The 21,031-nt window shown below is 75.7% G+C and carries 19 protein-coding genes and 1 pseudogene; 10 read left to right on the top strand and 10 right to left on the bottom strand.

The genetic code is table 11. The features are described from left to right. Window positions 1–44 precede the first annotated feature (44 nt). Window positions 45–461, bottom strand: coding sequence for a DUF2795 domain-containing protein (locus V6U88_RS14290; RefSeq protein WP_334453190.1), 417 nt, complete (start codon window positions 459–461; stop codon window positions 45–47). 53 nt (window positions 462–514) lie between these two features. Next, on the bottom strand, window positions 515–1,498 hold the full coding sequence (locus V6U88_RS14285; RefSeq protein ID WP_334453188.1) for a YihY/virulence factor BrkB family protein: 984 nt from the start codon (window positions 1,496–1,498) through the stop codon (window positions 515–517). Window positions 1,499–1,654: 156 nt separating this feature from the next. Here V6U88_RS14285 and V6U88_RS14280 point away from each other — a divergent pair, with 156 nt between their 5' ends. Next, window positions 1,655–2,077: a ChaB family protein gene (locus V6U88_RS14280; RefSeq protein WP_334453187.1), complete on the top strand. Its 423-nt coding sequence runs from the start codon at window positions 1,655–1,657 to the stop codon at window positions 2,075–2,077. Window positions 2,078–2,137: 60 nt separating this feature from the next. On the opposite strand, the gene V6U88_RS14275 is transcribed toward V6U88_RS14280, so the two are convergent. Further along, window positions 2,138–3,571: an aldehyde dehydrogenase family protein gene (locus V6U88_RS14275; RefSeq protein WP_334453186.1), complete on the bottom strand. Its 1,434-nt coding sequence runs from the start codon at window positions 3,569–3,571 to the stop codon at window positions 2,138–2,140. A 72-nt stretch (window positions 3,572–3,643) separates the two neighbouring features. On the opposite strand from V6U88_RS14275, the gene V6U88_RS14270 reads away from it, so the two are divergent. Then, window positions 3,644–5,248 carry a phytoene desaturase family protein gene (locus V6U88_RS14270; protein ID WP_334453183.1) on the top strand — a complete coding sequence of 535 codons (1,605 nt, stop codon included), beginning with the start codon at window positions 3,644–3,646 and terminating at the stop codon, window positions 5,246–5,248. A gap of 156 nt (window positions 5,249–5,404) precedes the next feature. Here the strand turns inward: V6U88_RS14270 and V6U88_RS14265 are convergent, their stop codons facing one another. Continuing rightward, window positions 5,405–6,172, bottom strand: coding sequence for a polyprenol monophosphomannose synthase (locus V6U88_RS14265; protein WP_334453181.1), 768 nt, complete (start codon window positions 6,170–6,172; stop codon window positions 5,405–5,407). 82 nt (window positions 6,173–6,254) lie between these two features. Then, the gene (locus V6U88_RS14260; protein WP_334453180.1) at window positions 6,255–6,713 is read right to left on the bottom strand and encodes an SRPBCC family protein; all 459 of its coding nucleotides are present in this window, start codon (window positions 6,711–6,713) and stop codon (window positions 6,255–6,257) included. Window positions 6,714–6,889: 176 nt separating this feature from the next. Between V6U88_RS14260 and V6U88_RS14255 the strand changes: the two genes are divergently transcribed. Genes V6U88_RS14255 through V6U88_RS14220 form a run of 8 tightly spaced genes read left to right on the top strand, consistent with a single transcriptional unit; the run spans window position 6,890 to window position 15,584 of the window. Then, window positions 6,890–8,605: an HAD-IIIA family hydrolase gene (locus tag V6U88_RS14255; protein WP_334453178.1), complete on the top strand. Its 1,716-nt coding sequence runs from the start codon at window positions 6,890–6,892 to the stop codon at window positions 8,603–8,605. After that, window positions 8,602–9,576: a glycosyltransferase gene (locus V6U88_RS14250; protein ID WP_334453176.1), complete on the top strand. Its 975-nt coding sequence runs from the start codon at window positions 8,602–8,604 to the stop codon at window positions 9,574–9,576. The genes V6U88_RS14255 and V6U88_RS14250 overlap by 4 nt, the downstream gene beginning before the upstream one ends. After that, window positions 9,561–10,778: a glycosyltransferase gene (locus tag V6U88_RS14245; RefSeq protein ID WP_334453175.1), complete on the top strand. Its 1,218-nt coding sequence runs from the start codon at window positions 9,561–9,563 to the stop codon at window positions 10,776–10,778. The genes V6U88_RS14250 and V6U88_RS14245 overlap by 16 nt, the downstream gene beginning before the upstream one ends. Beyond that, on the top strand, window positions 10,778–11,473 hold the full coding sequence (locus V6U88_RS14240; protein ID WP_334453174.1) for a D-sedoheptulose-7-phosphate isomerase: 696 nt from the start codon (window positions 10,778–10,780) through the stop codon (window positions 11,471–11,473). Before V6U88_RS14245 ends, V6U88_RS14240 begins: the two co-directional genes overlap by 1 nt. An 11-nt stretch (window positions 11,474–11,484) precedes the next feature. Then, a complete protein-coding gene (locus V6U88_RS14235; RefSeq protein WP_334453172.1) occupies window positions 11,485–12,981 on the top strand; it encodes a PfkB family carbohydrate kinase in 1,497 nt (498 codons plus the stop codon). After that, window positions 12,978–13,679 carry an SDR family oxidoreductase gene (locus V6U88_RS14230; protein WP_334453171.1) on the top strand — a complete coding sequence of 234 codons (702 nt, stop codon included), beginning with the start codon at window positions 12,978–12,980 and terminating at the stop codon, window positions 13,677–13,679. Before V6U88_RS14235 ends, V6U88_RS14230 begins: the two co-directional genes overlap by 4 nt. Then, complete coding sequence (locus tag V6U88_RS14225; RefSeq protein ID WP_334453170.1) at window positions 13,676–14,617, top strand: glycosyltransferase family 9 protein; 942 nt, start codon at window positions 13,676–13,678, stop codon at window positions 14,615–14,617. Before V6U88_RS14230 ends, V6U88_RS14225 begins: the two co-directional genes overlap by 4 nt. Next, entirely contained in the window at window positions 14,601–15,584 is a 984-nt protein-coding gene (locus V6U88_RS14220) for a DNA topoisomerase IB (RefSeq protein WP_334453168.1), read from the top strand. The genes V6U88_RS14225 and V6U88_RS14220 overlap by 17 nt, the downstream gene beginning before the upstream one ends. Before the next feature lie 186 nt (window positions 15,585–15,770). Here V6U88_RS14220 and V6U88_RS14215 read toward each other — a convergent pair whose 3' ends face one another. From V6U88_RS14215 to V6U88_RS14195, 5 genes and pseudogenes are all read right to left on the bottom strand, one after another. After that, complete coding sequence (locus V6U88_RS14215; protein ID WP_334453496.1) at window positions 15,771–16,049, bottom strand: helix-turn-helix transcriptional regulator; 279 nt, start codon at window positions 16,047–16,049, stop codon at window positions 15,771–15,773. Window positions 16,050–16,261: 212 nt separating this feature from the next. Beyond that, a pseudogene (locus tag V6U88_RS14210) lies at window positions 16,262–16,705 on the bottom strand (helix-turn-helix domain-containing protein); the annotation flags it as partial. Between the two features lie 230 nt (window positions 16,706–16,935). After that, the gene (locus tag V6U88_RS14205; protein ID WP_334453166.1) at window positions 16,936–17,439 is read right to left on the bottom strand and encodes a hypothetical protein; all 504 of its coding nucleotides are present in this window, start codon (window positions 17,437–17,439) and stop codon (window positions 16,936–16,938) included. A gap of 50 nt (window positions 17,440–17,489) precedes the next feature. Next, window positions 17,490–19,121 carry a RecQ family ATP-dependent DNA helicase gene (locus V6U88_RS14200; RefSeq protein ID WP_334453164.1) on the bottom strand — a complete coding sequence of 544 codons (1,632 nt, stop codon included), beginning with the start codon at window positions 19,119–19,121 and terminating at the stop codon, window positions 17,490–17,492. Window positions 19,122–19,192: 71 nt separating this feature from the next. Continuing rightward, window positions 19,193–21,031, bottom strand: coding sequence for a vWA domain-containing protein (locus tag V6U88_RS14195; protein WP_334453162.1), 1,839 nt, complete (start codon window positions 21,029–21,031; stop codon window positions 19,193–19,195).

Raw genomic sequence — 21,031 nt, 5'->3', positions numbered from 1 at the left:
CTCCTCTGGCCGCTGGTGCGCGTCCGGATCATGGGCCGATCCGGTCACCAGCGCGTCGTTTCGTTCTTGTTGCCCAGTGCGGCCCACACCTCGGAGATCGTGCGGTACCGCGTACCGTCGGGCAGCCGCTCCAGCGCGGCGATGAGGTCGGCGGGCGCCTCGTTCTCGCGGGCGTTCGCGATCAGCGCCTCACGGTTGCCGGGCAGGGCGGTCATCGTGATGAAGCGCCCCAGGCGGCTGCGCTCCTCCACGTCCCGCGAGCTCATGCCCTTCGGGGCGCCGGTGCGCAGCTCACCCGCGGGCGCGGTGGTGGCCTCCGGCTGGTCCTCGCCGGCCGGCTCGGGCTGGCGGAACTCCTCGGCGCGCGAGCCCCCGGTACCCGGCCCCTGGAGCAGGCCGGCGACCTCCTGGCTCATCTGCTCGTCGATCCTCGGTCCGTGCTTGCTGCTGCCACGTTCCATGCCCTGTGTGCTACCCCTCGCGGCCCGGGGGAAACGCCGAACCCGGCACGCGGTCACGAATCGGCAGGGGCCTTCGGCGGCAGGACCGGCTCGCCCGGGTCCTCCGCACCGGCCTGGAGCACCCGGCCCCGCTGCAGCTCGGCGTTGATCTGTACGCCGAACATCAGCGCGCAGTTGGACAGGTAGAGCCAGACCAGGAAGGCGATGACCGCGCCCAGGCTGCCGTACGTGACGTCGTAGGAGCCGAAGTTGGCGACGTACAGGCCGAAACCGGCGGAGGCGACGATCCAGGAGAAGAGGGCCACCGCCCCGCCCGGGGTCAGCCAGCGGAACCGCGGCTGCTGCACGTTCGGGGCGATCCAGAACAGCAGGGAGAGCAGCGTCATCATCACCAGCGCCAGCACCGGCCACTTGGCGATGCTCCACACCGTGCGGGCCAGCCCGCCGGCACCCACCAGGTTGCCCACCGCGTCGGTCACCGGCCCGCTGACGATCAGGCCGAGCGCCACCACGGCCAGCAGGATCAGCGACAGGGCCGCCAGGCCGATCTGCAGCGGACGCAGCCGGTAGAACGGCCGTCCCTCCTCGACCCCGTAGATCGCGTTGGAGGCCCGGGTGAACGCCCCGATGAACCCGGACGCCGACCAGAGCGCGCCGAGCAGACCGAAGCTGAGCAGCACCTTCGCCCCGCTCTGCTGGTCGACCACGGTGCGCACCACCGACACGAAGCCGTCGTCGGCGACCACCGAGCCGGCGCCGAGGTCCCGGGCCAGGTCCAGCACCGTGTCGACGGTGCGCTCGCCGTCGGAGACCAGGCCGACGAGGGCGACCACCACCACGGTCGCCGGGAAGAGGGCGAGCACGCCGTAGTAGGTCAGCGCCGCCGCCCAGTCCGCGCAGTTGTCCTTGATGAAGTTGCGCCCGCTGCGCACCAGCGCCCCGCGCCAGGTGGACCAGCGCAGCTGCCGTACCCGGGCGGGGACCCGCAGCCCCTCCCGGCCGTCGGCGACCGCGGTCGGCTCCGTCGTCGCTGCCATGTCCCGCTCCTGTCGCCCCGGCCCCGCCGGATCAACCGGCACTCGCTGGCCCCGCCGGTACCCGGTGCCGGAAATCGACAAACCCGGCGGGCGAGTTTGCCGCTGGGGTCCCCGGGAACCGTTCATGCGGAGCACACCGACGCGGAGGAGGACGAGATGCCCGGGCGCGAGGTACTGCCCAGCACGCTGCGGCGCTCCCCGGAGAAGGCGCAGCGCACCTGGGAGAAGACGCACGACTCGGCGGTGGACACCTACGGCGAGGGGGAGCGGGCGCACCGCACCGCGTTCGCCGCCGTCAAGCACGAGTTCGAGAAGGTGGGCGACCACTGGGAGCCGAAGGGACGCAAGGGACCCAGCGACCGGCAGGCGCAGGGCGGCGGACCGGCCCGGCGGGCCCCCACGGCGAGCGGCGTGGACGCCAACGCCACCAAGGACCACCTGATGGACGTGGCCAAGAAGTTGGACGTGCCGGGCCGGTCCCGGATGACCAAGCCGGAACTGGTCAAGGCGATCGAGAAGGCCAACGCCCGGCAGACCGCGCAGGCCCGCGAGAGGTCCAAGGCCCGCGGCGGTCGTTGAGCCGGGGGTACGACGCACGGGAGCCCGGGACCGCACGGTCCCGGGCTCCCGCGTCACCGCTCACCAGTGGCCGCCGCCCGGCGCCTCGATGTGCACCGTCTTGACGGTGCTGAACTCGTCGAGCAGCTCCGGGCCGTACCCGAAGCCCTGTCCGCTGCCGCGGCGCGGCTGCGCGGCACCGCCCGGTGCGCCGCCGAACACCGCGTTGACCTTGACGGTGCCCACCGGCAGTTCCCGCCAGGCCCGCTGCGCGTGGCTCATCGACGCGGTGAGCACCGTGCCGGCCAGCCCGTACGGCGAGTCGGCCGCGCAGCGCAACGCCTCGCTGAACGAGTCCACCACCACCACGGGCGCCACCGGCCCGAAGGTCTCCTCGCGGACCAGCGTCATCTCGTGCCGGCAGCCGGTCACCACCGTCGCCGGATAGAACGCCCCCGGCCCCTCCGGCAGCACACCACCGGTCCGCAGCGTCGCCCCCTCGGCCACCGCCGCGGTCACCTGGCCGTGCACGTGGTCGCGGTGCCGCCGGTCCACCAGCGGCCCCAGCTCGGTCTTCGGATGCCGGCCCGGGCCGACCCGCAGGGCCTGCGCCCGGTCGACCAGCGCGTCGGCGAAGTCCTCCGCCACGTCCCGGTGCACGTAGATCCGCTCCACCGCGACGCAGATCTGCCCGGCGTTGGCGAACGCGCCGATCGCCGCCTGCCCGGCCGCCCAGACCGGGTCCACCCCGGCGTCGACGATCAGCGGGTCGCTGCCGCCGTTCTCCAGCAGCGCCTTCGCGCCGGTCCGGGCGCACGCCGCCGCGATGGCCCGGCCGGTGGCGGTGGAGCCCACATGGGCCACCACGTCCACCTCCTGCGCGGCCAGCGCCGCGCCCACCTCGCCACCGCCGGTCAGCAGGGTGAGCACCCCGGCGGGCAGCACCCCGTCGAGGATCCGGGCCAGCAGCCAGCCGGTGGCCGGGGTCCGCTCGCTCGGCTTGTACAGCACCACGTTGCCGGTGACCAGGGCCGCGCCGAGCAGGCCGCAGGAGACCGCCACCGGGTCGTTCCACGGGGTGATGGCGGCCACCACCCCGCGCGGCTCCGGCGCCATGAAGTCGATCGCGTCCACGCTGCCGTGCAGCGTCCGCCCGCCCCGCACCGGGGCCAGCTCGGCGTACTGTCGCAACGTGCCGATGCCCGCCTCCACGCCGCCCCGGGCGTCGCCGAGCGGCTTGCCCATCTCCGCCGTCGTCGCCGCGGCCAGTTCGTCGGCCGCCCCGGCCAGCGCGTCCGCGGCCCGGTGCAGCGCCGCCGCCCGCTCCGCCGGGGCCGTCGCCGCCCACTCCGCCGCCGCGCCCCGGGCCGCCTCGACCGCCTTGGCGACCTCGTCCGCCGTCGCCACCGGGACGGTGCTGACCGGCGTGCCGTCGGCGGGATCGTGCACCACCAGTTCGCCGCCCGCGCCGCCCGCGCCCCACACTCCACCGATGAGCTGTTCAACCCTGTACATGCGGCAGTGGATGCCCCGGTCCCGGCAGAGCAAACGCGTTTCGCCCGGTTGCTGGCCGGGTAGGCGGATCGGATGATCGCGACCGGCACGGAGACCGCCGACGCCGTCGTCGTCGGCGCCGGGCACAACGGACTGGTGGCCGCCAACCTGCTCGCCGACGCGGGCTGGGACGTGCTGGTCCTGGAGGCCACCGGCGCCCCCGGCGGGGCGGTGCGGTCCGCCGAGGTCACCGCCCCCGGCTACCTGAGCGACCTCTACAGCTCCTTCTACCCCCTCGGGTACGCCTCGCCGGTGCTGCGCCGGCTGCGCCTCGACGCCCACGGGCTGGCCTGGACGCACGCCCCCGACGTGCTGGCGCACGTGCTGCCGGACGGCCGGGCGGCGGTGCTCAACCGCGACCCCGACCGCAGCGCCGCGTCGATGGAGGAGTTCGCGCCCGGCGACGGGCAGCGCTGGCTCGACACGTACGACGACTGGCGGGTCATCTCCCGTCCCCTGGTGAACGCCCTCTTCACCCCCTTCCCGCCGGTCCGCGACGGGCTGGAGCTGCTGGGCCGGCTCCGCACCGCCGGGGCGCTGCGGCTGGCCCGCCGGCTGGTGCTGCCCAGCCGGCAGTTCGGGCACGAGGTGTTCCGGGGCGAGGGCGCGCCGGCGCTGATGGCCAGCTGCGCCCTGCACACCGACCTGTCGCCGGACGACGCCGGCTCGGGCATCTACGGCTGGCTGCTCGCCATGCTGGGGCAGGAGGTCGGCTGGCCGGTGCCGCTGGGTGGCGCACAGCGGATCACCGACGCGCTGGTGGCGCGACTGATCGCCAAGGGTGGGCGGATCACCTACTCCGCCCGGGTCGACCGGGTGCTGGTGGCCCGGGGCCGGGCGATGGGCGTACGGACCGAGGGCGGCGCCACCTGGCGGGCCCGCCGCGCGGTGCTGGCCGACGTGCCGGCGCCCACGCTCTACCTGGACCTGGTCGGCGCCGCCTGGCTGCCGCCCCGGCTGGTCGAGGACCTCGACCACTTCCGCTGGGACGGGTCGACGGTCAAGGTCGACTGGGCGCTGGACGGGCCGATGCCGTGGGCCAACCCGCAGGTCGCCGGGGCGGGCACGGTGCACCTGGCCACGGACGTCGACGGGCTCACCCGCTACGCGGCGGACCTGGCCTGCGGGGACGTGCCGGAGGACCCGTTCCTGCTGGTCGGCCAGATGACCACCGCCGACGCGACCCGGTCACCGGCCGGTACGGAGTCGCTCTGGTCGTACACCCACCTGCCATTCCGGCGGAACTGGCGGGCCGAGGACGTGGCCGCGCACGTGGACCGGATGGAGGGGGTGCTGGAGCGCTACGCCCCCGGCTTCAAGGCCCTGGTCCGGGGCCGCTTCGTGGCCGGCCCGGCCGACCTGGAGGAGCGCAACCCGAGCCTGGTCGGCGGCTCGGTGGGCGGCGGCACGGCCGCCGCGTACCAGCAGCTCTTCCTGCGTCCGGTGCCCGGGCTCGGCCGGCCGGACACCCCGGTCGACCGGCTCTACCTGGCCAGCGCCTCGGCCAACCCGGGCGGCGGGGTGCACGGCGCGCCCGGCGCGAACGCGGCGCAGGCGGCGCTGAGCCGCAACCGCGCCCTCACCGGGGGCCTGTACGCCCGGGCGATCGGCGCCGCACACCGTGCGGTCTACCGCTGACCTGGCCCGTGGCCGCGACCCGGCCGACGGGAAGTGCCCCGGGGGGTCAGGTGTGACAGAGCGATATGCCTGAGGGACGCAGCTACGCCTCTCAGGCATATCGCGCACGCTGCCACGGCAGCACTGCCCGTGACGGCCGGGCGGGGGAGGGACCGGTCAGCGCTCCAGGTTGCGGTGCCGGGTCCGCAGCTTGAACGGCATCAGGGCGCTCTCCACCTTGGTGGCGGTGGTCATCTTCGAGGCGCCGTCGCGGCGCTCCTCGAAGCGGATCGGCACCTCGAGGATGGTGTGCCCCAGCTTGGTGGCGAGGTAGTGCATCTCGACCTGGAAGCTGTACCCGTTGGACTGCACCCGCTCCAGGCCGATGTCGCGCAGCGCGTCCGCCCGCCAGATCTTGAAGCCCGCGGTGAGGTCACGGATGCGCACCCGCAGCAGGGTGTGCACGTAGAGGTTCGCCCAGCCGCTGAGCGCGCGGCGGTAGAGCGGCCAGTTCTCGTCCAGCTCGCCACCGGGGACGTACCGGGAGCCGATCACCACGCCGGCCTGGGTGGAGAGCAGCGCGCCGAGCATGCCGGGCAGCGCCTCCGGCGGGTGGGACAGGTCGGCGTCCATCTGCGCCACGTAGTCGGCCCCGCCGTCGAGCGCCCGGCCGATCCCGTCGACGTACGCCCGGCCCAGGCCCTCCTTGCCGGCGCGGTGCACGACCTGGATCCGGTCGGGGTGCTCGATGGCCAGCTTGTCGGCCACCTCGCCGGTGCCGTCGGGGGAGTTGTCGTCCGCCACCAGCACCTTCAGGCCGGGCAGCGGCAGGGAGAGGAGCCGCTCGACCAGCACCGGGAGGTTGCCCGCCTCGTTGTAGGTCGGGACCACGACGGTCAGGCGTGCTTCCCGCCACGGCGAGGGCAGCTCCACGGGTTCGATCATGACGGACATCCTCTGGTTGCCGACGGTTTTCCCCCAAAGGGTAGCCAGTGCCCCGTCGGGCCTCGTCGAGGCTCCCCGCCTCTCACCGCGGCTCGCGCTGATCCGCCTTCTGCCGCACCGCGATGTCGCAGAGCCGGCTCAACGTCTCCTTGTTGCGCTGGTGCAGGACCAGGTCGTTGAGCTTGTTGCGGACCCAGCGCAGCGGCCCGGCCGCGAAGTCCTCGCCGATGCGGACGCGGGTGGCGCCGTCGCCGACCGGTTCCAGGGTGAACACCACGATCGCCTCACCGGCCGGCCAGAGCCCGGCCTTGACGACGAGCTTGTGCGGCGGCTCGCAGGCCAGCACCGTCGAGGAGTCCTCCAGCGAGAACGGCCACGGCCCGGCCTTGTGGTGCAGCTGGGTGCCCACCCGCGGCCAGTCGTGGTCGACGTCCCGCACGTGCACGGTGCCGACCACCCAGTCGCTGTACGTCCACCCGTCGGCGAGCACGGCGAAGACGTGCTGCGGCTCGGCGTCGATTACCTTCTCCACAATCGCCACTGCCGTGCAGTACCCCGGCGGTGACGGTGGCTAACCGGCCGCTGCGGGCAACGCGTTAGCTTCTCCGGGGCGGCGGGTAAGGCCCCGTCGGCGACCTGTGCGCGGCCCGGACGGCGACGAGCCGTAGCGCCGGGTAGATGATGTTTACTCCCCGGGGCTCCGGGAACGCGCCGCCCGTGCGACGGGACCAGTTGGAGCCGGATCAGCGCAGGTCAGGCCGGGTCGACCCGGCCGTCGACCGGGGCGTGATCCGGCCGGTCCTGTTCGACGCGGTGCTGCTGGACCGGGACGGCACGTTGGTCGAGGACGTGCCGTACAACGGCGATCCGGAGAAGGTGCGGCCGGTGCCGGGTGCGCGGGCGGCGCTGGACCGGTTGCGGGCCGCGGGGCTGCGCCTGGGGGTGGTGACCAACCAGTCCGGGCTGGCGAAGGGGTTGTTCACCGCCGGACAGCTGCGGGCGGTGCACGCCCGGATCGAGGAGCTGCTGGGGCCGTTCGACACCTGGCAGGTCTGCCCGCACGACGAGGGGGACGGCTGCGGCTGCCGCAAGCCCGCCCCCGGTCTCGTCACCCGGGCGGCCGCGGCGGTGGGCACCACGGCGGCCCGTTGCGTGGTGGTGGGCGACATCGGCCGCGACATGACCGCCGCGCTGGCCGCCGGCGCCACCGGCGTGCTGGTGCCGACCCCGGTGACCCGGCCCGCGGAGGTGGCCGCCGCCCCGCACGTCGCGCGTGACCTGCCGGCGGCCGTCGAGGAGATCCTGCGCCGCCAGGCCGCGCTGCGTCCCACCGCACCGCGGCGGACCGGGACGGTGCTGGTGGTGCGCGCCGACTCCGCCGGGGACGTGCTGGTCACCGGCCCGGCGATCCGCGCCGTCGCCACCGGCGCGCGGCGCGTCGTCCTGCTGCACGGCCCGCGCGGCCGGGACGCCGCCGCCCTGCTGCCCGGCGTCGACGAACTCGTCGAATGGCCGCTGCCGTGGATCGACGGCGACCCGGCCCCGGTCGACCCGGACGACATCCGCCGGCTCACCGACCGGCTCGCCGCGGTACAGGCCGACGAGGCGGTGGTCTTCACCTCCTTCCACCAGTCACCCCTCCCGCTCGCCCTGCTGCTGCGGCTGGCCGGGGTGCCCCGGGTCAGCGCCATCAGCGACGACTACCCCGGCTCCCTGCTCGACGTGCGACACCGGGTGCCCGACGGGCTGCCTGAACCGGAGCGGGCGCTGGCGCTGGCCGCGGCCGCCGGCTTTCCGCTCCCGGCCGCCGACGACCCGGCGCTGCGCGTCCGCACCGACGGGCTGCCGCCCCCACCGGCCCGCCTCGGCGGCCCCGGCTACGTGGTGCTGCACCCCGGCTCGGCGGTGCCGACCCGGGCCTGCCCGCCCGAGCTGGCCGCCCGGATCGTCCGGGTGCTCACCGCGGCCGGACACCGGGTGGCGGTCACCGGCGGAGCGGACGAGACGGAGCTGACCGCCCGGGTGGCCGGGGACGTCGGCATCGACCTGGGCGGCCGGACCGGCCTCGCCGACCTCGCCGCCGTGCTCACCGGCGCCGCCGCACTGGTGGTGGGCAACACCGGCCCGGCGCACCTGGCCGCCGCGCTGGGCGTACCGGTGGTCAGCCTCTTCGCCCCCACCGTCCCGTTCGGACAGTGGGGGCCCTACCGGGTGCCCGCCGTCCGCCTGGGCGACGCGGGCGCGCCCTGCCGGGACACCCGGGCCACCCGCTGCCCGGTGCCCGGCCACCCCTGCCTGTCCGCCATCGAGCCGGGGCACGTCCTGGCCGCGGTACGCCTGCTCGGCGTACCCGCCGACGCGCCTCCGCCGGGCGCGGCGCCGGCCACGGTCGGCATCGACCCGGTGATCGCCGGCGGCGGGAGCGCCCGATGAACATCCTGGTGTGGCACGTGCACGGCTCCTGGACCACCTCCTTCGTGCACGGCAAGCACCGCTACCTGGTGCCGGTCACCCCCGACCGCGGCGCGTACGGGCTGGGCCGGGCCCGCACCTACCCGTGGCCGGAGAGCGCCGTGGAGGTCACCCCGCAGCAGCTGCGGCGGGAGCAGGTCGACGTGGTGCTGCTGCAACGCCCCGAGGAGATCGACCTGGCCTGCGACTGGCTGGGCCGGCGGGTCGGCCGGGACGTGCCGGCGGTGTACGTCGAGCACAACACCCCCAAGGGGGACGTGCCGAACACCCGCCACCCGATGGCCGACCGCGACGACCTGCTGCTCACCCACGTGACCCACTTCAACGAGCTCTTCTGGGACAACGGCGGCACCCGCACCGCCGTGGTGGAGCACGGGGTGGTCCCGCCGGCGGTGGAGTGGACCGGCGAACTGGACCGGCTCGCGGTCGTCATCAACGAGCCGGTGCGCCGCTGGCGGGTCACCGGCACCGACCTGTTGCCGCGCTTCGCCGAGCTCGCCCCGCTGGACGTGTTCGGCATGAAGGTGGCCGGGCTCGCGGCGCACCTGGGCCTGCCCGCCGACCGGCTGACCAGCCACGACGACGTGCCGCAGCACCGGATGCACGCCGAGCTGGCGCGCCGGCGGGCGTACCTGCACCTGTGCCGGTGGACGTCGCTGGGGCTGAGCCTGATCGAGGCCATGACGATGGGCATGCCGGTCGTCGCGCTGGCCACCACCGAGGCCGTCGAGGCCGTGCCGCCCGGGGCCGGTGCCCTCTCCACCCGGGTGGACGTGCTGCTGGAGGCCGCGGGGCGGTTCGTCGCGCAGCCCGCCGAGGCCCGCCGCGTCGGTGCCGAGGCGCGCGCCGCCGCCCGGGCCCGCTACGGCCTGGACCGTTTCCTCGCCGACTGGGACCGCCTGCTGGAGGAGGAAGTATGCGCATCGCGATGATCTCCGAGCACGCCAGCCCGCTCGCCATCCTGGGCGGTGAGGACGCCGGCGGGCAGAACACCCACGTCGCGGAGCTCTCCGCCGCGCTGGTGGCCGCCGGGCACGACGTCCGGGTCTACACCCGGCGCGACGCCGTCGACCTGCCGGTCAGCGTCCGCGCCCCGGCCGGGTACGACGTGGTGCACGTACCGGCCGGTCCGGCCGAGCCGCTGGCCAAGGACGCCCTGCTGCCGCACATGAAGGAGTTCAGCGGATGGCTGGTGGACCGGTGGCGCGGCGGTGACTGGGTGCCCGAGGTGATCCACGCGCACTTCTGGATGAGCGGCCTCGCCGCGCTCACCGCCAGCCGGCAGACCGGGGTGCCGGTGGTGCAGACCTACCACGCGCTCGGCGCGGTGAAGCGGCGCTACCAGGGCGTGCAGGACACCAGCCCGGCGCGGCGGATCGCCTACGAGCGGGAGCTCGGCCGCTCGGTCGACCGGGTGGTCGCGCAGTGCCAGGACGAGGTGGGCGAGCTGGTCCGGCTCGGCGTCCCGCGCGCGCGGATGACGGTCGTGCCGTCCGGGGTCAACCTGGCCAGCTTCGCCCCGCTCGGCCCGGCCGCCGAGCGGGAGCCCGACCGGCCCCGGATCCTCACCGTCGGGCGGCTGGTGGAACGCAAGGGGTTCCAGACCGTGATCCGGGCGATGGCCCTGGTGCCCGACGCCGAGTGCGTGGTGGTCGGCGGCCCACCGGCCGGCCTGCTGGAGACCGACCCGTACGCCCGCCGGCTGCGCGCCCTCGCCACCACCTGCGGGGTGGCCGACCGGGTCAGGCTGGTCGGCGCGGTGCCCCGGGAGGAGATGGGCCGCTGGTACCGCTCCGCCGACGTGCTGGTCGCCGCCCCCTGGTACGAGCCGTTCGGGCTCACCCCGCTGGAGGCGATGGCCTGCGGCGTGCCGGTCGTCGGCACCGCGGTGGGCGGGATCAAGGACACCGTGGTCGACGGGGTGACCGGGGACCTGGTCCCGGCGCGCGACCCGCAGGCCCTGGGCACGGCGATCCAGCGGCTGCTCGACGACCGCATCCGCCGCTTCGGGTACGCCACCGCGGCGCTGCAACGGGCCCGGCGCAGCTACTCCTGGGCGAGCACCGCCGAGCGGCTGGCGGAGCTGTACGGCGAGGTGGCCGCGGTGCGCCGGCCGAGCCGGGTGGTCGCCTGATGACGACGGCGCCCGAGGGACTGCTGGACGCGCACGTGACCCTGCTGGCCGAGGCGCTGCTGCCCTACCGGTCCTCGGAGCAACTGCTGGCCCGCTGGGGCACCGAGCTGGCCGCCACCCTGGCCGGCGGGGGCCGGCTGCTGGTCGCCGGCAACGGCGGCAGCGCCGCCGAGGCGCAGCACCTCACCGCCGAACTTGTCGGCAAGCTCCGCGACGACCGCCGGCCGCTGTCGGCGATCGCGCTGCACGCGGAGACCTCCGCGCTGACCGCGATCGGCAACGACTACGGCTACGACGAGGTCTTCGCCCGGCAGGTCCGCGCCCACGGCCGCCGCGACGACATCCTGCTGCTGATGTCCACCAGCGGCGCCAGCGCCAACCTGCTGGCCGCCGCCCGCGCCGGACGGGAGGTCGGGCTGCGCTGCTGGGGGTTCACCGGCCCGGCGCCCAACCCGCTCGCCGAGGCCTGCCACGAGGTGCTCGCCATCGCCTCCCCGGAGAGCCAGGTGGTGCAGGAGCTGCACCTGGTCTCCACCCACGTGCTCTGCGAGTACGTCGACCGGGCGCTGCCGGCGGCGCTGGCGGTGACCGCTCCGGCCGATCCCGCCCCCGTCGACGGGCCGCCCGCGCCGGTGCGCACCGGTGTCGAGGTGGTGCTCGACGGCGGCGGCGAGCAGCGGGTCGAGGCGGGATGAGGGGGCCGGCGGTGCGCGGACCCCTGGTGGTCATCGGCGACACGCTGCTGGACCGCGACGTCGAGGGCGTGGTGAACCGGCTCTGCCCGGACTCGCCCGTACCGGTGCTCGACGAGACGTCGTACGCCGACCGTCCCGGCGGCGCCGGCCTGGCCGCGGTCTTCGCCGCCGCCGGAGGCGCCACGGAGGTGGCGCTGGTGACGGCCCTGGCCGACGACGCCGGCGGCGCCCGGCTGAGCTGCCTGCTCACCGCCGCCGGGGTCCAGGTGTACGCGCTGCCCCTGCCCGGCACCACCCCGGAGAAGATCCGGTTGCGGGCCCGCGGCCGGGTGCTGCTGCGCCACGACCGGGGCGGGTCGGCCGTCGACCCAGGACAGCCGAGCGAGGCGGTGCTGCGGCTGATCGCCGGGGCGTCCGCCGTGCTGGTCAGCGACTACGGGCGCGGCGTCGCCCGACATCCCGCGCTGCGTGCCGCGCTCGCCGCGACCCGCGCGCCGGTGGTCTGGGACCCGCACCCGCGCGGGCCCGCGGCGGTGCCCGGGGTCACCCTGGCCACCCCGAACGAGGCGGAGGTACGCGACCTGACCAAGGTCCCGCCCGGCTCGTCCCGGCTGGCCACCGCCGCCCGGGGCGCGCAGGGGCTGCGCGAGCGGTGGCGCGCCGGCGCGGTCGCGGTGACCCTGGGCGGCGACGGCGCGCTGCTCTGCCACGCCGGCGCCACCCCGCTGGTGGTCGCCGCCCCGGTCAACGCCGAGGGGGACACCTGCGGGGCGGGGGACCGGTTCGCCTCGGCGGCCACCCTCGCGCTGGCCCGTGGCGCGCTGGTCTCCGAGGCGGTGCAGGAGGCGGTGGCGGAGGCGTCGGCGTACGTGGCCGGCGGGGGAGTGGCGGTCGCGCTGCCGCCCGAGGTCAGCGCCGCCGCGCCGGTGCCGCTGGGTGGCGGCGGGGAGCGGATCGGGGCCGCCGCCGCCGGCGCGGTGGTGGCCGAGGTCCGCGCGGCCGGCGGCACGGTGGTCGCCACCGGCGGCTGCTTCGACCTGCTGCACGCCGGGCACGTGGCCACCCTCCAGGCCGCCCGGCAGCTCGGCGACTGCCTGATCGTCTGTCTCAACTCCGACGCCAGCGTCGCCGGGCTGAAGGGGCCGGAGCGCCCGGTCGTGCCGCAGGGCGACCGCAGCCGGCTGCTCGCGGCGCTGGGCTGCGTCGACGCGGTGCTGGTCTTCGACGAGTCGACCCCGGACGCGGTGCTGGGCTGGCTGCGACCGGACATCTGGGTCAAGGGCGGCGACTACGCCACCGGCGGTGGCGATCCGGCGAGCCTGCCGGAGGCCGAGACGCTGCGCCGCTGGGGCGGGCACGCGGTGGTGGTGCCGTACCTGGACGGGCGCTCCACCACCGACATGATCGCGGCGGCCCGGGGCGAGCGCCCCGGGGCGTACCGCGCCGCACCCGCCGGCGCCGCCCGGCCGGCCGGTGCGCAGCGTCCGACGGCGGAGGGAGCACGATGACGAACAGTCCACCCGGTGCCGGCCCGACCGTCCTGGTCACCGGCGGATCGAGCGGGCTCGGCGCGGCGGTGGTCACCGCGGTGGCCCGCGCCGGCGGCCGTCCGCTGGTGCTGGACCGGCAGAGCCCCGGTGACGGGGTGCCCTGGATCGAGTGCGACCTGGCCGACACCCGGGCCGCCGAGGAGGCCACCCGTCAGTTGGCCGAGCGCTCCGGCGGACTCGACGCGGTGGTCACCGCGGCCGGCATGGACGTGCCCGGCAAGCTCGCCGACGTACCCCGGGAGACCTGGGAGCGGATCGTCGCGGTCGACCTGCTCGCCACGGTGGCGGTGATCCGGGCGGCGCTGCCCTACCTGGAGGCGTCCCGGGGCGGGATCGTCACGGTCGCCTCCACCCTCGGGGTGAAGGCGGTCAGCGACGCCACCGCGTACTGCGCGGCGAAGTTCGGGGTGGTCGGCTTCACCCGTGCGCTCGCCGCCGAACTCGCCGGCCGGGTGAACGTGACCCTGCTGATCCCCGGCGGGATGCGCACCGCCTTCTTCGACGAGCGCGACCCGCAGTACCGGCCCGGCCCGGACGCCAAGCTCAACGCGCCGGGCGACACCGCCGCCGCGGTGATGTTCGCCCTCTCCCAGCCGCCCGGCTGCGCGGTGCGCGAGATGGTGGTCTGCGCCGAGCAGGAGACGTCGTACCCGTGATCCTCGTGCTCCGCGCCCTCGGCGTGGGCGACCTGGCCACGGCGGTGCCGGCGCTGCGCGCGCTGCGGGCCGCGTACCCCGATCGGGAGCTGGCGCTGGCGGCGCCGGCCTGGCTCGGGCCGTTGGTGGATCTCATCGGCGGCGTCGACCGGCTGCTGCCCACCGACGGCCTGGGCCCGCCGCCGTGGCCGCCGCCACCGGTCGCGGTCAACCTGCACGGGCGCGGTCCCGGTTCGCACCGGATGCTGGCCGGCGCGGGCCGGCTGCTGGCGTTCCGCTGCCCCGAGGCCGGCCACCCGGACGGCCCGCGGTGGCGCGCCGGTGAGCACGAGGTGCACCGCTGGTGCCGGCTGCTCGCCTGGTACGGGATCCCCGCCGACCCCGGCGACCTCGCCCTGCGCCGGCCGGCGGCGGGCCGGGCGCCGGCCGGCGTGACCGTCGTCCACCCGGGCAGCAAGATCCCCGAGAAGCGCTGGCCGGCGGCCCGGTTCGCCGCCCTCGCCCGGGCCCTCGCCGAGCGGGGACACCGGGTGGTGGTGACCGGCTCGGCCGACGAGCGCGAGCTGGCGCGGCGGGTGGCGGGCGCGGCGGGCCTGCCCGGCGCCACCGTCCTGGCCGGCCGGACCGACCTGGGCGAGCTGGCCGCGCTGGTCGCCGGCGCCCGCCTGGTGGTCAGCGGCGACACCGGCGTCGGGCACCTCGCCACCGCCTACGCCACCCCGTCCGTGCTGCTCTTCGGCCCGGTCCCGCCGGCCGAGTGGGGTCCACCGCCGGACCGCCCCCGGCACCGGGTGCTCTTCGCCGGAGCCCGGGATTGGCCCGGCCCGCCCGGGGTAGGAAGCCACCCGACGTTGGCGGCCCTGCCGGTGGACCGGGTGCTGGCCGCCGTGGAAGAGGCCGAAGAGGCGGTGCGGGTCTCCGGTGCGATTGCGGCGTAGTGATCCGGGCCGGGCGGGATACGGGCGCCGCCGGGCCGGCAAGGGCTGGGTGTTCCTCGACCCCCGGGGCGAGCCGGTCCGCGACCCCGACGAGCTGGCCCGGCTGCGCGAGCTGGTCATCCCGCCCGCCTGGCGGGACGTCTGGATCGTGCCGTACCCGAACGGGCACATCCAGGCGACCGGCGTCGACGCGGCCGGCCGCAAGCAGTACCTCTACCACCCGGAATGGCGGCGCAGGCGCGACGAGGCGAAGTTCGACCACGTCCTGGAGGTCGCCCACCGGTTGCCGGTGCTGCGCCGGCGGATCGCCGACGACCTGGGCAAACGGGGCCTCAACCGGGACCGGGTGCTGGCCACCGTCGCCCGGCTGCTGGACATGGGGATGTTCCGGGTCGGCAACGACCAGTACGCGGTCGGCGAGGACGCCACCTTCGGGGTCTCCACGCTGCGCCCCGAGCACGCCCGCTCCCGGGGCGGGTGTGTGGTCTTCGAGTTCCCCGCCAAGGGCGGCATCGAGCAGGTCCGCCGGATCGAGGACCGGGAGCTGTGCCAGGTGCTGACCAACCTGCGCCGGCGGCGCCGGGCGGAGGAGCGCCTCTTCGGCTACTGGGACGGGCGGCAGTGGCGCGACGTGCGCAGCGACGAGGTCAACGATTACCTGCGCGACGCCAGCGGTGGGGAGATGACCGCGAAGGACTTCCGTACCTGGCACGCCACCGTGCTCGCGGCGATCGAGCTGGCCACCGTCGGCGTGCCGCGCTCCGTCACCGCCCGTCGCAAGGCGGTCGCCGGGGTGATGAAGGAGGTCGCCGAGCTGCTGGGCAACACCCCGACCGTGGCCCGGACCTCCTACGTGGACCCGCGGGTGGTCGACCTGTACCACGAGGGGGTGGTCGCGCCGGTCCGGCCGGACACCCCACGGTCCGAGGCCGAGCGGACGGTCCTGGAGCTGCTGGAGGACGCCTGACCGGCCCCGTCGTCAGTCCTGGGGGGAAGAGCGGCGGGGCCGGGGCCAGTGCGGCGGGGCCGCGGACGGTGGTGCCGCCGTCCGCACGGCAACCGGGGCGGCCGCCCGTGACAAGGAGGTCACGGGCGCCACCGCGGTCCCCCGTTATCGGTGGCCGGCACGGGCCTGCCGACCGCCGATCCGCAGTCAGTATGGCGACGTCGAGTTGACGACGGATGCCGCGTTGTTGACGATCCGTGCCTGTTCCCGCCGGGCCGCCCGGTACCCCTGCGGGGACTCGCCGTAGGCGGCCCGGAAGGCGCGGCTGAACACCGCCTTGTCCGCGAAGCCCCAGCGGGCGGCGACGGCCTGGATCGGCCGGTGCGCCTGCGCCGGGTCGGCGAGGTCGCGGCGGCACCGCTGCAGGCGCAGGTCCCGCACGTACGACGCCACGGTGGTCTCCTCCGCCTCGAAGAGCCGGTGCAGGGTGCGGACGGAGACGTGGTGGGCCTCGGCGACGTCTGCGGGCTCAGCGTGGCGTCGCCCAGGTGCCGCTGGACGTAGGCGCGCACCTGGGCGAGCAGCGCCCGGCGGCGGACCTCCCGGGGCACCTCGTCCTCGGCGACCAGGTGCCGGCCGAGCAGGGTGGCGATCAGGTCGAGACCGGTCGTGCCGAGCCGCTCGGCGTCCGCCGCGTGGTACTGCTCCGGGTGGCCCGCGATCTGCACCAGGTACTGCGCCAGCAGGGCGCCCACCCCCTCGGTGCCGGACATCCGGCCGGCGAGCAGGGGAGCGAGCCGGTCCGGGGGCAGCGGCAGCGCGCCGTACGGGATCAGGGCCACCACGGAGGTGGCGAGCTGCCGTCCGCCCTGCTCCCCCTCGTGGCTGACCTGGTGCGGGCGCGACCCGTCGTAGAAGGTGAACTCCCAGGGCTGGAGCACGCTCTGCCGACCGGCCTGCCCGGAGGAGCCGGTGCCGGTGGTGGTGAGGGCGAGCAGGAAGTAGTCCAGCTCGGTCTGCCGGGCCAGCTTGGCGGTCCGGACCGCGTCCAGCGAGGGGTAGCGGTAGTTCACCAGCTGGATCGGGCCGAGGGGGATGATCTCGGCGCGGGCGGTGAAGTCGTCGGCGTGCACGGACTTCATCCGCAGCGGCGCGGCGGTGCGGGCGACGAGGTCGAGCCACATGCCGAACCGCTCGCGCGGCGGCAACGCCTCCGTGTCGACGACGTTCCGGTCCAGCATCTTCCCGCCCACCCATCTCTCCGTTGCGTGCGGTCGATTGTCGGGCAGCGACGCGGCGGGCGGAAGTCGACCGGAGACGGCGGATCCGCGCCACCCCGTCGGGGGCGCGCGGATCTCCTCGACGGCGCCGGTCAGTCGTTGAGCACGTGCGAGAGCCGGTCGCGGAAGCGGCGCTCCGAGTCGCTGACCTGGTCACCGCCGAGGCCGAGCAGACCGCCGGTGGCGGCGGCGCCGACCACCTGCTCGGCGATCTCCACCAGCCAGTGCTTGTACGCCCCGGCCTCGCCCTCGTCCACCTTGGCGGCGAGCAGCGCGGACGCCTGGCCGGCCCGGGCCAGCACGTCGTCGATCAGGCCCTGCGGGTCGGCCGGCTCGATGACCGGCAGTTCCTCGCCCGCCTCCGGGTCGCCCACCCGGGACACGATCTCCCCGGCGACCGCCGCGACCAGCGGGTTGGCCGACTCGCGGCCGGCGGAGATGGTCTCCAGCCCGGCGGCGTTCTCCGCGCGGGTGCGCCGGCTGCCGTCGTGCTCCGCGGCGCTGGCCGCGGTCAGGACCGCCTGCGGCAGGCCGACCAGCAGCCCCCACTCCTCGTCGGAGAATCCGAACCCGGTGTACGCCGGCTGTTCGATCACGACTGAGCCCCTCTCGTTTCGTTGCGTCTGCGCCCCGGTGCCCGGTCAGGCTAGTCCAGCGTCAGCAGGCCCTGTTCGGACACCACGGGCACGGAGAGCGTCTTGTAACCGACCTCGTCGAAGAGCACCGTCATCCGGTCCTCCTCGTAGTTGAGCACCAGCCCCGGCCCCCACTCGGGGTGGCGGACCTGGCTGTGCACCGGGAACGGCCCGACCGCGCCGTCGTCGGCGGTGCTGGTGCCGGCGTGGCAGTTGTCGCAGTGTCCGCAGACCTCGGACATCTGCTCACCGAAGTACGCCAGCAGCGTCTGGCCGCGGCAGGCGGTGGTCTCGGCGAAGGCGCGCATCATGTCGGTGCGGGACCGGGTCACGGTCTGCTGCCGTTCCGCCTCGGCCAGCGCCGCCGCGGCGGCGTCCACCGGCGTGGGGGAGTAGCGCGGCGCGCCGATCTTCTGCCGGGCCCGCGGCTCGGCGGCCCCGATCTGCTCCAGCAGGGACAGGTACTGGCCGAGCTTGCGCGGGCCCAGGCCGGTCACCTCGCGCAGCTCCTTCTTGGTCCGCGCCTGCTTGCGCAGCAGGGCGGCCAGGTCGCGCAGCTCGGTGGCGTCGGGCAGGCCGCCGCTGAAGTAGCGTTGCAGCCCGACGTCCTCCGCCTGCCAGAGCAGCAGCACCCGGGCCGGCGCGCCGTCGCGGCCGGCGCGGCCGATCTCCTGGAAGTAGCTGTCCGGGGAGTCGGGCAGCGCCATGTGCACCACCCAGGCGATGTTCGGCTTGTCGATGCCCATGCCGAACGCCGAGGTGGCCACCATGATCGGCACCTGGTCGGCGAGGAACGCCTCGTGCAGGTCGTGCCGGGCGCCGGTGGGCATCCCGCCGTGGTAGTACTGCGCCGGGAACCCCGCGTCGGTCAGCCGCTGCGCCAGTTCCTCGGCGGCCCGCCGGGTCGGCACGTAGATGATGCCGGGGCGCTGGTCGTCGCGGAGCAGCGCCACCAGCCGCCGCCACCGGTAGTCGTCGGTGGGGCAGTGCGCCACCTCCAGGAAGATGTTGGGCCGGTCCAGCCCGGAGACCACCACCTCGGGCTCGCGCAGTCGCAGCCGGGCGATGATGTCGTCGCGGACCGGGGGCGAGGCGGTGGCGGTCAGGGCGACCACCGGCGGCCGGCCGATGCCCTCGATCAGGTGACCCAGCGCCAGGTAGTCGGGGCGGAAGTCGTGACCCCACGCCGAGATGCAGTGCGCCTCGTCGATCGCCACCAGCGCCGGCTTGAGCGATCTGACCTCGGCCAGCCGGTCGGGGTTGCTGAGCTGTTCCGGGGTGATGAAGAGGAACTCGGCCCGGCCGTCGCGGATCTCCTCGATCGCCTCGGCCTGCTGGGCGGGGGACTCGTCGGAGCTGATCCGTACCGCCCGCAGCTCGGGGCGCTGCCGTTCGTTCAGCGCGGCGATCTGGTCCTGCTGCAACGCCAGCAGCGGGGAGATCACCACCGTCGGACCGGGGATCAGACTGGCCGGGATCTGGTAGATCGCCGACTTGCCGGCGCCGGTGGGCAGGACCACCAGCGCGTCGCGTCGCTTCATCACCGCGCGCATCGCGGCGAGTTGGTTGGGCCGCAGCGCGGTCCAGCCGAAGAGGCTCCGCGCCGCGCGGCGCAACGTCGTCGAGTGCATGGACAGCTTCATCGAGGGCCGGAGGTACCCGAGCCGATCACCGGCGAAACCGGCGGGGCGCGCGGAGTGCCCCCGGTGGTGGCTCAGGTCATCCGGAAGACCGGGCCGCGCGGGGTGAACGGCAGCCGGGCGCCCGCCGGCACCAGGAACGCGTGGTCGCGCCGGATGCGCAGCACGTCACACTCGCCGTCGGTGACGACCAGGATCGGCCCGTCCGGCGGGAAGTCCTCGGCCCGCTCCAGCAGCCGGATCCCGGGTTGCAGCACGGTGCCGCCCCGGCCGCGTACCCGCACCCGGCCGGCGATCTCCTCCACCGGCAGGTAGCCGGCGTCGTAGGCCACCGCGTCGCAGAACACCACCCGGGCGGCCGGTACGTCCCGGGCCGACGCGTACGACGCGACCGCGCCGAGCGCCCGACCCATCAGCCGGGCGCTCATCGACCCCGAGGTGTCCAGCACCACCCCGAACGTCGGCCGGCGCTCCCGCTCGTCCGGGCGGTGCCAGCCGGGGCGGGGGATGCCCGGAGTGCTCGCCTGGCGGCGGGACGGGCGGGCGTACGACCGCTGCCGCTCGCGGGCCGGGAAGTGCGCGTCGAACCAGTGGGCCAGCTGCACGTCCCACGGCGGCGGCGGCGCGTCGAGCACCCGGATCTCGGCCACCAGGCCGGCCGGCAGCAGACCGCGCCCGGCCGACTCGTGGAACGCCAGGCCGCTGGTCAGCGCGCGGCGGTAGTACTCGTCCAGGTCCACCGCCCGGCGCGCCTCGCCGGGCCCGGGGGTCCGCTCGCCGAGCATGTCGCCCAGACCGGTGCCGCGCAGCGTGGCGAGCCGGCGGTGCCGGCGCAGGTCGGTGGCGAGCAGGTCGTAGACCGCCTCGCTCGACAGCCCCCGCAGCTGCGGGTCGTGCAGCAGCCCGTCCGGCATGGTGCCGACCGCCATCTCGACCAGCCAGCCGTTGATGACGTAGTCGGTGGCGACGTTCCACAGGTACGGGTCGCGGTGCGCCACCCGGTCGGCGTGGCGCAGCGCGGCGTGCAGCATCTCGTGCGCCAGCACGAACCGGCACTCCTGCTCCGGCATCGCCCGCAGCGGGTTGACGTAGATCTCCCCGGCGTGCGCGTCGACCGCCGCGACCGCGATGTCCCAGGACCGGGCCAGCTCCACGTCGGCGACGATCCGGAAGCCGGCCGCCAGCGCCCCGAGCAGCGGGTACGACGAGACGAACCAGCGGCGCGCCCGCTCCCACGGGTTGTCCCGCGTCACGCCCCCGGGGCCGGGCCGCGGCGCGCCGGCGGCCTCCACCGCCGCGCTGGCCGCCGCCGCCAGCCCCACGGCGAACCGCTCCGGCCAGGTCGGTACGCGGGTGCCCGCCGGCGGCCGCCAGCCGTACCGGTCCGGCGGCGGGGGCCGGTGGTCGAGGTCGCCGCCGTGCCCGCCGACGCCGCAGTCGGCGTACCCCTCGGGGACGCCGCCGGCGCGCCACCGGGCCGCCAGTCCGGCCTCCTCGCCGCCGGGCAGCGGGGTGGGCAGCGGGCGCGGCGGCCGGCCCAGCTTCGCGTCCAGCTGGAACCGGGCCACCGCCAGGCAGGCGGCGGCGTCGGCGGCGTGGTCGAGCGGGCCGGCCCGCCCCGGGTCGAGGTGGCCGAAGCCGAGGTGCAGCAGGCAGTGCACCAGCACCCAGTACCACTCGTCGGTGTCGCCGCGCCGGCGCCGGTTGACCACGATCTCCCCGTCGTGGCGGACCCGTGCCCAGCCCTGCCGGTCGGTGAGCTCGGCGTCGTCGAGCCAGCGGAACCCGGCGCTCGGAAACGCGCCGGAGAGCATCGGCCGGAACATCGGGTGCGCGTGCACCCGCTTCGCGGCCCGGTCGAACGCCTCCTCGTTCGGGTCCGGCCGGCGGCCGGCGCGTCGGCGGGTGGCCAT

The sequence above is a fragment of the Micromonospora sp. CPCC 205739 genome, assembly GCF_036906795.1.
Lineage (GTDB): Bacteria > Actinomycetota > Actinomycetes > Mycobacteriales > Micromonosporaceae > Micromonospora.
This window is presented reverse-complemented; position numbering and strand designations above follow the sequence as displayed.

Bases quoted from the DNA above. Each gene is read 5' to 3' on its own strand.
- V6U88_RS14245 (WP_334453175.1), top strand. From the start codon at position 9,561: ATGCGCATCGCGATGATCTCCGAGCACGCCAGCCCGCTCGCCATCCTG.
- V6U88_RS14280 (WP_334453187.1), top strand. From the start codon at position 1,655: ATGCCCGGGCGCGAGGTACTGCCCAGCACGCTGCGGCGCTCCCCGGAG.
- V6U88_RS14195 (WP_334453162.1), bottom strand. From the start codon at position 21,031: ATGGCCACCCGCCGACGCGCCGGCCGCCGGCCGGACCCGAACGAGGAG.
- V6U88_RS14250 (WP_334453176.1), top strand. From the start codon at position 8,602: ATGAACATCCTGGTGTGGCACGTGCACGGCTCCTGGACCACCTCCTTC.
- V6U88_RS14290 (WP_334453190.1), bottom strand. From the start codon at position 461: ATGGAACGTGGCAGCAGCAAGCACGGACCGAGGATCGACGAGCAGATG.
- V6U88_RS14240 (WP_334453174.1), top strand. From the start codon at position 10,778: ATGACGACGGCGCCCGAGGGACTGCTGGACGCGCACGTGACCCTGCTG.
- V6U88_RS14275 (WP_334453186.1), bottom strand. From the start codon at position 3,571: ATGTACAGGGTTGAACAGCTCATCGGTGGAGTGTGGGGCGCGGGCGGC.
- V6U88_RS14230 (WP_334453171.1), top strand. From the start codon at position 12,978: ATGACGAACAGTCCACCCGGTGCCGGCCCGACCGTCCTGGTCACCGGC.
- V6U88_RS14270 (WP_334453183.1), top strand. From the start codon at position 3,644: ATGATCGCGACCGGCACGGAGACCGCCGACGCCGTCGTCGTCGGCGCC.
- V6U88_RS14265 (WP_334453181.1), bottom strand. From the start codon at position 6,172: ATGATCGAACCCGTGGAGCTGCCCTCGCCGTGGCGGGAAGCACGCCTG.
- V6U88_RS14285 (WP_334453188.1), bottom strand. From the start codon at position 1,498: ATGGCAGCGACGACGGAGCCGACCGCGGTCGCCGACGGCCGGGAGGGG.
- V6U88_RS14200 (WP_334453164.1), bottom strand. From the start codon at position 19,121: ATGAAGCTGTCCATGCACTCGACGACGTTGCGCCGCGCGGCGCGGAGC.